9 protein-coding genes and 1 riboswitch are annotated in these 12,414 nt (G+C 74.0%); of the genes, 5 read left to right on the forward strand and 4 right to left on the reverse strand.

The window, feature by feature from the left end; genetic code table 11:
• Positions 1 to 205 precede the first annotated feature (205 nt).
• Positions 206 to 1,468, forward strand: coding sequence for a helix-turn-helix domain-containing protein (locus ACQPYD_RS21765; protein ID WP_433702099.1), 1,263 nt, complete (start codon positions 206 to 208; stop codon positions 1,466 to 1,468).
• A gap of 115 nt (positions 1,469 to 1,583) precedes the next feature.
• On the opposite strand, the gene ACQPYD_RS21770 is transcribed toward ACQPYD_RS21765, so the two are convergent.
• Positions 1,584 to 2,651 carry a site-2 protease family protein gene (locus ACQPYD_RS21770; protein ID WP_433702100.1) on the reverse strand — a complete coding sequence of 356 codons (1,068 nt, stop codon included), beginning with the start codon at positions 2,649 to 2,651 and terminating at the stop codon, positions 1,584 to 1,586.
• 150 nt (positions 2,652 to 2,801) lie between these two features.
• Between ACQPYD_RS21770 and ACQPYD_RS21775 the strand changes: the two genes are divergently transcribed.
• From ACQPYD_RS21775 to ACQPYD_RS21790, 4 genes are all read left to right on the forward strand, one after another.
• Positions 2,802 to 3,605, forward strand: coding sequence for a RecB family exonuclease (locus tag ACQPYD_RS21775; RefSeq protein WP_433697440.1), 804 nt, complete (start codon positions 2,802 to 2,804; stop codon positions 3,603 to 3,605).
• Between the two features lie 92 nt (positions 3,606 to 3,697).
• Positions 3,698 to 4,384: a response regulator gene (locus ACQPYD_RS21780; protein WP_433697441.1), complete on the forward strand. Its 687-nt coding sequence runs from the start codon at positions 3,698 to 3,700 to the stop codon at positions 4,382 to 4,384.
• 230 nt (positions 4,385 to 4,614) lie between these two features.
• Positions 4,615 to 6,045 carry a threonine/serine ThrE exporter family protein gene (locus tag ACQPYD_RS21785; protein WP_433697442.1) on the forward strand — a complete coding sequence of 477 codons (1,431 nt, stop codon included), beginning with the start codon at positions 4,615 to 4,617 and terminating at the stop codon, positions 6,043 to 6,045.
• A 185-nt stretch (positions 6,046 to 6,230) separates the two neighbouring features.
• Complete coding sequence (locus ACQPYD_RS21790; protein WP_267945346.1) at positions 6,231 to 6,419, forward strand: DUF5999 family protein; 189 nt, start codon at positions 6,231 to 6,233, stop codon at positions 6,417 to 6,419.
• A 152-nt stretch (positions 6,420 to 6,571) separates the two neighbouring features.
• Here the strand turns inward: ACQPYD_RS21790 and ACQPYD_RS21795 are convergent, their stop codons facing one another.
• The 3 genes from ACQPYD_RS21795 to ACQPYD_RS21805 all read right to left on the reverse strand — a co-directional run bounded on the left by ACQPYD_RS21795 (position 6,572) and on the right by ACQPYD_RS21805 (position 12,045).
• Positions 6,572 to 7,807, reverse strand: a complete 1,236-nt coding sequence (locus ACQPYD_RS21795) for a tetratricopeptide repeat protein (protein ID WP_433697443.1) — start codon at positions 7,805 to 7,807, stop codon at positions 6,572 to 6,574.
• A gap of 251 nt (positions 7,808 to 8,058) precedes the next feature.
• Positions 8,059 to 10,953, reverse strand: a complete 2,895-nt coding sequence (gene gcvP / locus ACQPYD_RS21800) for an aminomethyl-transferring glycine dehydrogenase (protein ID WP_433697444.1) — start codon at positions 10,951 to 10,953, stop codon at positions 8,059 to 8,061.
• A gap of 98 nt (positions 10,954 to 11,051) precedes the next feature.
• A riboswitch (glycine riboswitch) is annotated at positions 11,052 to 11,140 on the reverse strand.
• Between the two features lie 419 nt (positions 11,141 to 11,559).
• The gene (locus ACQPYD_RS21805) at positions 11,560 to 12,045 is read right to left on the reverse strand and encodes a MerR family transcriptional regulator (protein WP_433697445.1); all 486 of its coding nucleotides are present in this window, start codon (positions 12,043 to 12,045) and stop codon (positions 11,560 to 11,562) included.
• Between the last annotated feature and the right edge of the window lie 369 nt (positions 12,046 to 12,414).

The raw sequence follows: 12,414 nt of genomic DNA on the forward strand, positions 1-12,414 counted from the left end.
TGCCTCCCTTTCCTCCCGGATGCCTACCGGGACCAACGACTCTTGTACTCTCCCGCATCGGCCCCGGTACGGGGCGTCTCTATGCGGATCACGCATCGCACCTTCTTTTTCACACATAGCCACCCAGGGTGGCCGGAATCCCTAATCTAAGCTCATGCCCCAACCCGACGGTGTTCTGCCACCGGACCTGTGGTCGCGGCCCCGCATGGCGAACGCGCTGGCGACCTGCGACATGGCCACAGTTCTCGAAGGCGTGCGCACTGCGCGCGGATGGTCCCAGGGAGACCTCGCCCGCGCGGTCGCCTATTCCCAGAGCTGGGTCTCCCGGGTGGTCAACGGACAGCAGGCCCTGACGGTCAGCCAGGTCCAGGACCTCGCCCAGCGCCTGGGCGTCCCGCTGCACCTGCTCCGCTTCGGAGGCTCCCCGCCTCCGGACGGACCCGTCCAGAAGGAGGTGGACACCACGAGACGACGCGAGTTCGGGAAGGCGGTCGCCGCCGGGGCCCTTCTCACCGCCGCCCCCGCCGCTCCCCCGCCTTCGCAGGCGCCCCACCCGGTCGACGAGACCACCGCGTCCGCGCTGCGCTCCATCACCGGCGGCCAGCGCCGCATGGACGCGTCCGCCCCCGCCCGCCACCTGCTGCCCAGCGCCGTGGCGCATGTGCAGCTGGCCGAGCAGATGCTCGCGCACTCGCATGGGACTCCGTTCCATCCGGCGCTCAGCGCGGCGGCCAGCGAGGCCGCCGGGTTCGCCGCCTGGCTCCACGCCGACCTGGGCGACATGGGCTCGGCCCGGGTCCACTACCGCACGGCGGTCGTCCGGGCCCGCCAGGCCGGGATGCGCCTGCTCGACGTGTACATGCTGGGGTCCCTGGCCGCCTTCGAGATCGACACGGCGGAGGACCCCGAGCTGGGCCTGGGGCTGGTGCGGGAGGCCGAGCACGTCCTGGGCCCCTCCGCGCACCCCACGGCCCGCGCCTGGCTCGCCTGCGTGGGCGCCCTCGCGCACGCGGGCACCGGCGACGGGGCCGCCGCCTCCCGCGCCATCGGCAGGGCGGAGAAGGAGGCCGCCCGCACGACCAACACCGACCCGCCCTGGCCGTGGGTGTTCGCCTTCGACCAGGCCAAGGTCGCCGGCTACCGCGCCCTGGTCGGGGTGCGCCTGCGGAGCCCGCACGAGGCCCGCGAGGCCTTCGCGGAGGCCCTCGCCCAGAAGGCCGCCAACGCCAAGCAGGCGGCGGTCCTCCAGGTCGAGCTGGCCTCGGCGCACGCCGAGGCGGGCGACGTGGACGAGGCGTTCCGCCTGGCGCGGGAGGCGCTCGCCACGGGGGTGCGCTTCGACTCCGAGCGGGTGATCGGGCGGGTGCGGAGGTTCAGGCGCGGGTACCGGGGGCCCCGGGCCGGATGCGTCGACGACCTGGACCGCCGGCTCACGTCGCTCCTGACCGGTATCGCGGCCCCGGATTAAGAGGCGGGGAGCGGCGGGGAATACCCGTGATCCGCATCGGAACCGCCGGCCGCCGCGGCCTGCCGCCCGGGGAGCGCCCGGCGGAGGCCCGGCGGAGGCGTGGCCGTCCGCCGCCTCAGGCCCGGCCGGACATCGCCGCGTTGACGTCGGCGGCGCGCAGCACGCCGAACACCCCGCCGCCCGCCTCGTCCACCACCAGGTACTCCGGCAGCTGGTGCCCGGTCAGCGCGTCGAGCAGCTCCTCGCCCCTCAGGTCCACCGGCACCAGGGAGGAGTCCGTCACCGCCCGCGCCACACTCGACACCGGCACCCGGGCCCGGCGCTCCTCCGCGATCGCCGCGGCCGAGGCCGGGTGCACGATCGACGTCGGGGTGCCGTCGGCGTCGGTCACGACGATCTCCACGACCCCCGCCTCGCGCGCCCTCCCCTGCGCCTCGGCCAGCGGGGTGCCGGACGGCACCCGCACCGCCGGCCGGGCCAGGTCGCGCGCGCTCAGGCCGGGCACCCGCTCGCGCACCCGGGCCGCCCGCAGGGCGTCGGTGGCGCCCATCCACATGAACCCGCCCAGGAGCAGGCCCCACACCACCGCCCACGGGCTCAACCGCCCGCCGGACGACCACGCCAGGACGAACGGGAGCGCCACCACGACCAGGGCCAGCCCCCGGCCGCCCCAGGCCGCCGCCACACTCCCCGCGACCTGCCTGCCGGTCGCCTTCCACACCCCGGCGCGCAACAGCCTGCCGCCGTCCAGGGGCAGCCCGGGCAACAGGTTGAACACGCCCACCAGGAAGTTGGCGATCCACAGCTGGAACAGCAGCTCGCCCACCACGCTGAACGGGTCGGCGAACTGGTAGAGGCCGAAGGCGCCCGCGGCCAGGATCAGGGAGAACAGCGGACCCGAGAACGCGATCCAGAACTCCCGCCCCGGAGTGGGCGCCTCCCGCTCGATCTCGGAGACCCCGCCCAGCACGTACAGCACGATCCGCCGCACCGGCAGCCCGTACATGCGCGCCACCACCGAGTGCGCGAGCTCGTGCACCAGGACGGAGGCGTACAGCAGGACCGCGAAGACGAACGCCAACAGGTAGGAGGCGGGCCCCAGCGCGAGCCGCCCCTCGACGATCCCCCCGTAGACGAGGGTGATCAGCACCGCCACGATCAACCACGACGGCGTCACGTACACGGGAATGCCGAAGGGGCGGCCCAGGAGCAGCCCCTTGCTCTTGGCGCGGTCGCGGGTTCTGGGCGCGGAGGGCTCACTACCGGTGGTCACGTCCCCAGGGTACGGGGCCACCGCGCCCGGCCTGTCGCGACCTTCTCATAGGCTCGTCCCATGACCACCGCGCCCCTTCCGTCCGCCCTCTCGCCCTCGCGTGCCTCCGACTTCCTCCAGTGCCCCCTGCTGTTCCGGTTCCGCACCATCGACCGGCTCCCGGAGGCTCCCAGCGCGGCGGCGCTGCGCGGCACCCTGGTCCACGCCTGCCTCGAACGCCTCTACGAGCTCCCCGCGGAGTCGCGCACCCCGCACAACGCCGCCGCCCTCGTCGACCCGCAGTGGACCGCTCTGCGCGAGAAGAAGCCCGAGGTCGACGAGCTCTTCGCCGACGAGGCGGAGCGCGACACCTGGCTGGAGTCCGCCCGCGACCTGGTGCGCCGCTACTTCGACCTGGAGAACCCGACGGCCCTGGAGCCCCGCGACCGCGAGATGCGCCTGGACGTGGCCCTGCCCACCGGGCTCAAACTGCGCGGCTACGTCGACCGCCTCGACGTCACCCCGACCGGGCAGATCCGGATCGTGGACTACAAGACCGGCAAGTCCCCGCACCCCAGGTTCGAGGACAAGGCCCGCTTCCAGATCTTCTTCTACGCCGTGATGATCTGGCGCGACCTCGGCGTCGTCCCCGCCCGCCTCCAGCTCGTCTACCTCGGCGGCGACGGGGCCGTGCGCTGGTACGACCCGACCGAGGACGAGCTCCGGGCCGCGGAGGAGGAGATCTCCGGCATCTGGGCCCGGATCGAGGAGGCCGGACGGACCGGCGTGTGGGCGCCCCGCAAGAGCAAGCTGTGCGGCTGGTGCGAGCACCAGGCCCTGTGCCCCGAGTTCGGCGGCACACCGCCGCCGCTGCCCACCGCCTGACCGGCCGCGGCCCGGACCCGTCCGCCGCGCCGCCGCCCGCGCCCCGAACGGCGGGGACCGGACAAGCCCCCCGATGAGGCACAATCGGCCGTGTGCCCGTCTCTGTACTGCTGGTCGACGACCAGCCCCTCGTCCGCGCCGGTTTCCGCATGATCCTGGAGTCCGCCCCGCACCTGTCGGTCGTCGGGGAGGCCTCCGACGGCCGCGAGGCGGTGCGGGCCGCCCGGACCCTGGTGCCCGACGTCGTCCTCATGGACATCCGCATGGCGGGCATGGACGGGGTCGAGGCCACCCGCCGGATCACGTCCTGGGCCCAGCCGCTGGGACACAGCGTGCGGGTCCTGGCACTGACCACCTTCGACCTGGACGAGTACGTGGTGGAGATCCTGCGCGCGGGCGCGACCGGGTTCCTCCTCAAGGACTCCCCGCCGGCCGATCTCGTGACCGCCGTGGAGGTGGTCGCGAGCGGCGCCGCGGTCGTGGCCCCACCGGTCCTGCGCCGCCTCCTGGACCGCTTCACGCCGCTGCTGCCCCCCGCAGCCGAGGAGGAGGCCCCGGCCGCGGCCCTGACCTCCCGCGAGCACGAGGTCCTGCGGCTGGTGGCGCGCGGCTGGTCCAACGCCGAGATCGCCGCCCACCTCGTCCTGGGCGAGACGACCGTCAAGTCGCACGTGGGCAGCATCCTCACCAAACTGGGACTGCGGGACCGCGTACAGGCCGTGGTCTACGCCTACGAACACGGACTCGTCAGGCCCGGACGGCCCGACGGGGACGGCTGAGGCACGGCGCCGTCCGGGCGCGCCGCGACACCGGGCCACCCGCCCCGCGGGTCCCGGCGCGTCGCTGTCGGAGTCCATCCCGCCTTGACAGGATGAGCCGGTGATCGAACTCACCGGCGCCCGCCCCTGTTCCAGGCGAACCCGACACGTCCGGACTGCGTCCCCTCTGGGGTTGTGATCGACGCGCCGACCACCACGGGGTACAGGCGGGGAGGGAACGGAGAACAGGGATGCCAAGCAAGCGGGAGCGACCGGTTCCCCCGAGTGAGGACCGCCTGCTCAGCAGGATGCGGGACTGGCGGGCGGAACACGAACGGGAACTGACCCCGGACGGCCTCGACGACAACGAGGGCGTCAACCTGCCCGACGCGAGGGCCATGGACCTGGTCCTGCGCGTCGGCGAGCTCATGCTGGCCAGCGGCGAGGGCACGGAGGCCGTCAGCGAGTCGATGCTCAGCCTCTCGGTCGCCTTCGAGCTGCCCCGGTCCGAGGTGTCGGTCACCTTCACCACGATCACCCTGTCCACCCACCCGGGCGGCGACCAGCCGCCCGTCACCGGCGAACGGGTCGTGCGCCGGCGCTCCCTGGACTACTTCCGCGTCAACGAGCTGCACACCCTGGTGCAGCAGGCCGCGCTGGGGCTGCTGGAACTGGAGGACGCCACCGCCCGGCTGTCCCAGATCCGGCGTGCCCGCATGCCGTACCCGAACTGGGTGATCGTGTTCGGGTTCGGCCTGATCGCCTCCAGCGCCAGTGTGATGATGGGCGGCGGCCTGGTCGTGGCGGCCGCCGCGTTCCTCGCCACCGTGCTGGGCGACCGGACCGCGGTGTTCCTGGCCCGGCGCGGCGTCGCCGAGTTCTACCAGATGGCCGCGGCGGCGGTGGTCGCGGCGACCATCGGCGTGGCCCTGCTCTGGGTGAGCACCACGCTGGACCTGGGACTGCAGGCCGCGGCGATCATCACCGGCAACATCATGGCCCTGCTCCCCGGGCGGCCCCTGGTGTCCAGCCTCCAGGACGGCATCAGCGGCAGCTACGTGTCGTCCGCGGCGCGCCTCCTGGAGACCTTCTTCATCCTGGGCGCGATCGTGTCGGGGGTGGGCGCCGTGGCCTACACGGCGATCCGGCTGGGCGTGCCGGTCGACCTCGACAGCCTGCCCTCGGCGGGTACCTCCCTGGAGGTCCCCGTCCTGATCGGCGCGGCGGGGATCGCGATGGCGTTCGCGATCTCGCTGGCGGTCCCGCCCCGGATGCTCCCGACGATCGGGGCCCTGGGTGTCATGATCTGGGCGATCTACGCGGGTCTGCGCTCGCTCCTGGACGTGCCGCCGGTCGTGGGCACGATGGCCGGCGCCGTCGCGGTGGGCGTCGTGGGGCACTGGCTCGCCAGACGCACGAGACGCCCGGTCCTGCCGTACCTGGTCCCGTCGATCGCGCCGCTGCTCCCGGGCAGCATCCTGTACCGGGGGCTGATCGAGATCACCCAGGGCACGGCGGTGTCGGGCCTGCTCAGCGTGGTGGAGGCGGTCATGGTGGGCCTGGCGCTGGGCGCCGGGGTCAACCTCGGCGGGGAACTGGTGCGGGCCTTCCAGCGCGGCGGGCTCGCCGGGGCGGGCATGCGCAGCCGCCCAGCGGCACGCCGAACGCGCGGCGGATACTGAAACCGTTCTGGCCGGAGCCGGACACACCGGAACCATTGCCTGCCTGCGGATATCTCACCGTGTGAGAGCGGACGACGACACCGGGACCACCACGGTGGGCCTAAACCAGAGCAAGCATGTGATGTGAGCCACTAAAGTTGGCGTCAGCTCAACGACGAGCTCTTCTGGAACGAAAGGCCTGTCCCATGTGCAGCCACCAACCCGCCTGCCCGTCCTTCGAGGACACCGACCGCGAAGCCGCACGGGTCGTCTCCAGCCACCCTGAACAGGGATGGAGCCTGCTCTGCAACGGGGTCGTCCTTTTCGACGACACCGGCGAACTGCTGCCCGACGGGGCGGTTGTCGCCCCGCACCGGCCCCGCGTGGCCGCCTGACCCCGCACACCGAGGAACACGGCCAGGGACCCGCCCCGCCCACGCACCGGAAGCGGGCGACACCGCCCGCCGCCGGCCCCGGGCCACCGCCGGCGCGGTCCCCGGCCGACGCACACCCGCCCGGAAGGCGACGAGCCCCGGGCGGTTCCGTGTCACAGGTCGGGCCAGCCCTCGGGCAGGACGTCCTCTCCCCCCATCGCCTCCCGCAGCCGGCTCCGGAAGTCGGCGTGCACGTCGGCGCCCCACACCAGGCCGCTCGGGGTGCGCAGGGCCTGCTCCATGGCGGCGCGCAGCGCGTCGGCGCGCGACTCCCCCTCCACCACCGGGAGCGCCAGCAGCGCGTGCATCCGGGTGACGACGGCGAACAGCTCCCCCGCCAGCGCCGGGGCGGTGGCCGTCGCCGCGGCCTCCTCCAGGTAGGGCTCCCACCACGGGCCCGCCCCCGCGTCCTCCGGGGCGGCGAACCCCCGGCGCAGCCGACGGCGCACCTCGTGCGCGGTCTCCGGGTCCCCGTTCCCCAGGCCCGCGCGCCAGACCCGCTCGGCGCCGTCGGGCTCCCCGCGCAGGGCGAGCAGTCCGGCGAGGAGTTCCACCGCCGAGGCCGAGGTCCCCGCGTCCGGGGCGGGCGCGTCCCGCTCCCCCTCGCCCGGGTCGACGATCGCGCCGACGTCGGCGATGGCGTGTTCGAGGTGGGCCGCCGCGCGCAGCAGGCGCAAGCCGGGGTCGTCCGCGACCGAGAGCCCCCGCTCGACGGCCGCGGAGGCGGCGCCCGGCAGCCCCCGGCCGAGCAGGCGGCCAGCCAGGTCCCGGGCCGCCTCGACGACGGTGGCCGCGTGCAGGCGGCCGATCGGGTCGGAGCCGCGCGGGAGGCGCAGGGCCGCCTCCCAGTGCTCCTCGGCCGCGCCGGGGTCCCCGCGGTCCTCCGCCGACCGCGCCAGACCGTAGTGGGCCACGGCGGCGTAGGAGGGCTCCCCCAGGTCGACGAGCCTGCGCCAGACGCCCTCGGCCTCGACGTGCTCGCCCTCCTGCTCGAGGGACAGGCCGAGGTGGTAGGCGGCGCGCGGGGCGTACCGGGGGTCGCCGGTGGCCACCGCCCCGCGGGCGGCCTCGCGGGAGGCGGGGAGGTCCCCCCGCTGGTCCTCGACCACGGCCAGGCCCAGCAGGGCGCGGGCGAGCACCCGCGGGTGCGGGTCCGCGGCGACGGCTCTGCGGTAGAGCTTGGCGGCGCGCTTGAGGTGGCCGTTCTCGGCGAGGTCCTGGGCCTGGTCGCACACGTCGGCGGCGTCCTGGGCAGAGACCGCGTCGGTCTCCCCGGTGTCCTGGGGGTCGGCGGCCGGCGGCGGGTCGGCGGGGCCAGAGCGTGCGGGATGTCCGGACGTCGTGGTCATTGCTTCCGCTTTCCATGGGGGCGGCGGGTCTCGCGGTGGGACGCGGAACCGGGTCGCCGCAACTCTAACGCGGCTCCTGCCCGGAGGCGGCGGCCCTGTGGGGATGTCGGTCCGGTGCTCGTCTCCTCACCGGACAGAGCACTTGTCCACGCGACGCCTTTACGACGTAGATTCACTTTCGGGGGCACGTGGCCCGGACACGCGGAGGGGCGCCGGTCGGCGGACCGGCGCCCCTCGTCCGTCCCGCTCGCCTACATCGCGAAGGCCTCCGGCGGCGGGCAGGAGCAGACCAGGTTGCGGTCACCGTAGGCCTGGTCGATACGGCCGACCGGCGGCCAGTACTTGTCCGTGCGCAGCGACGGCAGCGGGTACGCGGCCTCGGCGCGGGTGTAGCCGTGCTCCCACTTCTCGGCCGTGACCGCCTCGGCGGTGTGCGGGGCGTTGCGCAGGGGGTTGTCCTCGGAGTCCCACTCCCCGCCGGCCACCCGGTCGATCTCGGCGCGGATCGCGATCATCGCCTCCACGAACCGCTCCAGCTCGGCGAGGTTCTCGCTCTCGGTCGGCTCCACCATGAGGGTGCCGTTGACCGGGAAGGACATCGTCGGGGCGTGGAACCCGTAGTCCATGAGGCGCTTGGCCACGTCCTCGTTGCTGATCCCGCTGGCCTTCTGGAGCGGGCGGATGTCGATGACGCACTCGTGGGCCACCAGGCCCCCCGCGCCGGTGTAGAGGACCGGGAAGTACGGCTCCAGCCGCTTGGCCAGGTAGTTCGCGGACAGGACCGCGACCTCGGTGGCCGAGCGCAGGCCCTCCTCCCCCATCATCCGGACGTACGCCCAGGAGATGGGCAGGATGCCCGCCGAACCGAACGGCGCGGCCGACACCGGTCCCACCCCCGTGTGCGGGCCCGCCTCGGACTGGGCCGGGTGGTTGGGCAGGAAGCCGGCCAGGTGCGAGCGGACCGCGACCGGCCCCACGCCCGGGCCCCCGCCCCCGTGCGGGATGCAGAACGTCTTGTGCAGGTTGAGGTGGCTGACGTCGGCGCCGAACTCGCCCGGCTTGGCCCAGCCGAGGAGCGCGTTGAGGTTGGCGCCGTCGACGTACACCTGGCCGCCGGCCTCGTGGACCAGGCGGCACACCTCGGTGACGGTGTCCTCGTACACGCCGTGCGTGGACGGGTAGGTGACCATGATCGCGGCCAGGTCGTCCGCGTGCTCGGCGGTCTTGGCGCGCAGGTCGTCCAGGTCGACGTTGCCGTTGTCGTCGCAGGCGACGACGGCCACGCGCATGCCCGCCATCACGGCGCTCGCGGCGTTGGTGCCGTGCGCGGAGCTGGGGATGAGGCACACGTCGCGGTGGGCCTCGCCGCGCGAGCGGTGGTAGCCCCGGATGGCGAGCAGGCCGGCGAACTCGCCCTGGGACCCGGCGTTGGGCTGGAGGGACACGGCGTCGTAGCCGGTGACCTCGGCCAGCCAGGCCTCCAGGTCGCGGATCACGGTCATGCTCCCGGCGGCCTGGTCGATCGGCGCGAACGGGTGCAGGCCCGCGAACTCGGGCCAGGTGACGGGTTCCATCTCCGTGGTCGAGTTGAGCTTCATGGTGCACGAGCCCAGCGGGATCATCGTGCGGTCCAGGGCCAGGTCGCGGTCGGACAGGCGGCGCATGTAGCGCAGCAGGGAGGTCTCGCTCCGGTGGGTGTTGAACACCGGGTGCGCGAGGTAGTCGACCTCCCTGGCCAGCCCGGCGGGGAGGCGCGCGGCCTCCGGGTCCACGTCCGGGAGGCCCCTGGCGGAGCCCCGCTCGGCCTCGCCGAAGGCCGCCAGCACCGCTTCCAGGTCGGCCACGGAGGTGGTCTCGTCCACGCTCACGCCGACCGTGTTCTGGTCGACGGGGAGGAGGTTGTACCCGGCCTCCAGGGCGGTCTCCACGACGCGGGCGGCGCTGGGCACGCGCACGCGGAGGGTGTCGAAGTAGGCGGAGTGGACGATCTCGAAACCGCGCTCGATGAGGGCGTCGGCCAGCGCCGCGGTGCGGGTGTGCACCTGGCGGGCGATCGCGCGCAGGCCGTGGGGGCCGTGGTAGACCGCGTACATCCCCGCCATGACGGCCAGGAGCACCTGCGCGGTGCAGATGTTGCTGGTGGCCTTCTCGCGGCGGATGTGCTGTTCCCGGGTCTGGAGGGCGAGCCGGTAGGCGGGCTTGCCCGCGTTGTCCACCGAGACCCCGACCAGGCGGCCGGGCAGCTGGCGGCGCAGCTTCTCCCCGACGGCCATGTAGCCGGCGTGCGGGCCCCCGAAGCCGAGCGGGACGCCGAAGCGCTGGGTGGAGCCGACAGCGATGTCGGCGCCGAGGTCGCCCGGGCTGCGCAGCAGGGTCAGGGCGAGGATGTCGGCGGCCACCACCGCGAGGGCCCCGCGCTCGTGGGCCGCGGCGATGACGTCGCCCGGGTCGCGCACGGCGCCGCCGGCGCCCGGGTACTGGACGAGGACGCCGAAGGCGTCGCCCCGGGGAAGGCCCTGCGCCAGGTCGGCGACGACGACCTCGATGCCCAGGGGTTCGGCGCGGGTGCGCAGGACCTGGAGGGTCTGCGGGAAGACGTCGGCGTCGACGACGAAGACGTCGGCCTTGCTCTTGGAGGCCCGGCGGGCCAGCGTCATGGCCTCGGCCGCCGCGGTGGACTCGTCCAGCAGGGAGGCGCCCGAGACCGGCAGGCCGGTCAGGTCGCAGACCATGGTCTGGAAGTTGAGCAGGGCCTCCAGCCGGCCCTGGGAGATCTCGGGCTGGTAGGGCGTGTAGGCCGTGTACCAGGCCGGGTTCTCCATGATGTTGCGCAGGATGACCGGCGGGGTGAAGGTGCCGTAGTAGCCCTGGCCGAGCAGGGAGGTGCGCACGTCGTTGCGCGCGGCCAGGTCGCGGAGTTCGGCCAGGGCCTCGGCCTCCCCGATCGCGTCGGGGAGGGCGAGCGGGGCGCTGCTGCCGGGGCCGGTGAGGATGGACTCCGGTACGGCCGCCGCCATGAGCTCGGCGGTGGAGCCGTGGCCGACCGTCTTGAGCATCTCCTGGATCTCGGCCGGGGTGGGGCCGATGTGGCGGTCGGCGAACACCCGGGCGGGCGCGCCGGGGGTGTTCACGGGCTGATCGGGCACGGAGACCTCCTGGTGACAGGGCCGAGTCGACTCGGCGGTGTTCCTCACGGTCTCCCCCTCTGTCACCGGGCACGGACGTGCCCCGGCTTCAGAGCGGCCTCCTCCGCGCGGTCCGTGGTGCCTGAGAGGTTACTGGGGAGTATTGCCCCGTCGGCGCCCCTGTCGGGGTCTCTCCCGCGCGGTATTGACAGCCTGCTGACGCTATGTACGCATGTGGGGACAGGGCGAATTCCACCCTTCGTCCCTGTTGTGAGTACGACGGTACTCGATCATCGCCGCAGGCGCAGAGCCCGCCCACGCGTTTCGACCACCTGCGCGCAGGGGTCCGCCGCCCGTCCGGGGTCCGCGTACACCGGCGCCGTGCGGGTGCGCTCCCCGCCGCCGGCGGGGCGGCCTCGGGCGCCGGGTCCCCGTGCCCGGGGTCCCGCCGGCGGACCGGGCGGGCGGCCGCTCCCCTCCCGGTCCCCGGGCACGCCGCAGGCCCGCGGTCGCCGGGGCGCCGGCACGGTCGGACATGGGCACGACGCGGCCCGGGAACGGCTCTCGAATGCCTGCTCGCTCCGGCACGCGCGGACGACACCGGCGGATGCCCGGAGGTCCCCGGGGTCAGCCCGTCCGGCGCTCCCTGCGCCGCCTGGCGAGTTCGTCCACCGGCGGGGGCGCGGAGGGGAGCTCGGTCCGCTCCTCGTCGGGGACCACGCCCAGAGCCTCCTCCAGCTCGCGCCACACGTGGGCCAGCGCCAGGCCGAACATGCCCTGGCCGCGCTGCATGAGGTCCACGACCTCGTCGGGGGAGGTGCACTCGTAGACGCTGACGCCGTCGCTCATGAGGGTGATGCGGGCCAGATCGGGGGCGGGGCGTCCCCGCAGGTGGTCCACCGCGGTCCGGATCTGCTGCAGCGATATGCCCGTGTCCAGCAGCCGCTTGGCCACCTTGAGCATCAGGACGTCGGGCAGGCTGTACAGGGGGGCGTTCTGGGCTCCGGTGCGCACGCTCGGCTCGACCAGGCCCGTTCTCGCCCAGTAGTCGAGCTGACGGTAGGTGATCCCGGCGGCGGTACACGCCGCTGGGCCCCGATACCCGACGTCCATAGGCCGCGCCACCACGTCCTCTTCGCACAGTAGGCCCTGCTGCCCCGCTAGCCGCAGCGCGGACCGCCTGTCATGGGGATTCCGCTTGCCGCTCGCTACCGCCACGCCGACCTCCGGCTTCTCGTCCCGCGGCGGCCTCGACAGGGGATATCCACTCAGGGGATGGGTGCGCCGCGGGTTCCACTGCACTGACGGTAGGACTACCGACCGGCAGCGTCAACGACAGGGCCCGGCGCGTCGCCAAGTGCGCGCGCCGTTGGTGCCCCGGGGCCCGCCCGGAGGCGCCCTGTGCGCCTCCACGGATTTCGGCCCTGACCGCCACGGTCACTTCCCCAGCCCAATCTATCACCGGCACGTCGGACAAAGCCG

It is taken from the genome of Nocardiopsis sp. CA-288880, assembly GCF_050955985.1.
GTDB classification, from domain to species: Bacteria; Actinomycetota; Actinomycetes; order Streptosporangiales; family Streptosporangiaceae; genus Nocardiopsis; species Nocardiopsis tropica.

Coding starts and splice junctions, on each gene's coding strand:
- ACQPYD_RS21790 (WP_267945346.1), top strand. CDS start 6,231: ATGTGCAGCCACCAACCCGCCTGCCCGTCCTTCGAGGACACCGACCGC.
- ACQPYD_RS21805 (WP_433697445.1), bottom strand. CDS start 12,045: ATGGACGTCGGGTATCGGGGCCCAGCGGCGTGTACCGCCGCCGGGATC.
- ACQPYD_RS21785 (WP_433697442.1), top strand. CDS start 4,615: ATGCCAAGCAAGCGGGAGCGACCGGTTCCCCCGAGTGAGGACCGCCTG.
- ACQPYD_RS21765 (WP_433702099.1), top strand. CDS start 206: ATGGCGAACGCGCTGGCGACCTGCGACATGGCCACAGTTCTCGAAGGC.
- ACQPYD_RS21775 (WP_433697440.1), top strand. CDS start 2,802: ATGACCACCGCGCCCCTTCCGTCCGCCCTCTCGCCCTCGCGTGCCTCC.
- ACQPYD_RS21795 (WP_433697443.1), bottom strand. CDS start 7,807: ATGACCACGACGTCCGGACATCCCGCACGCTCTGGCCCCGCCGACCCG.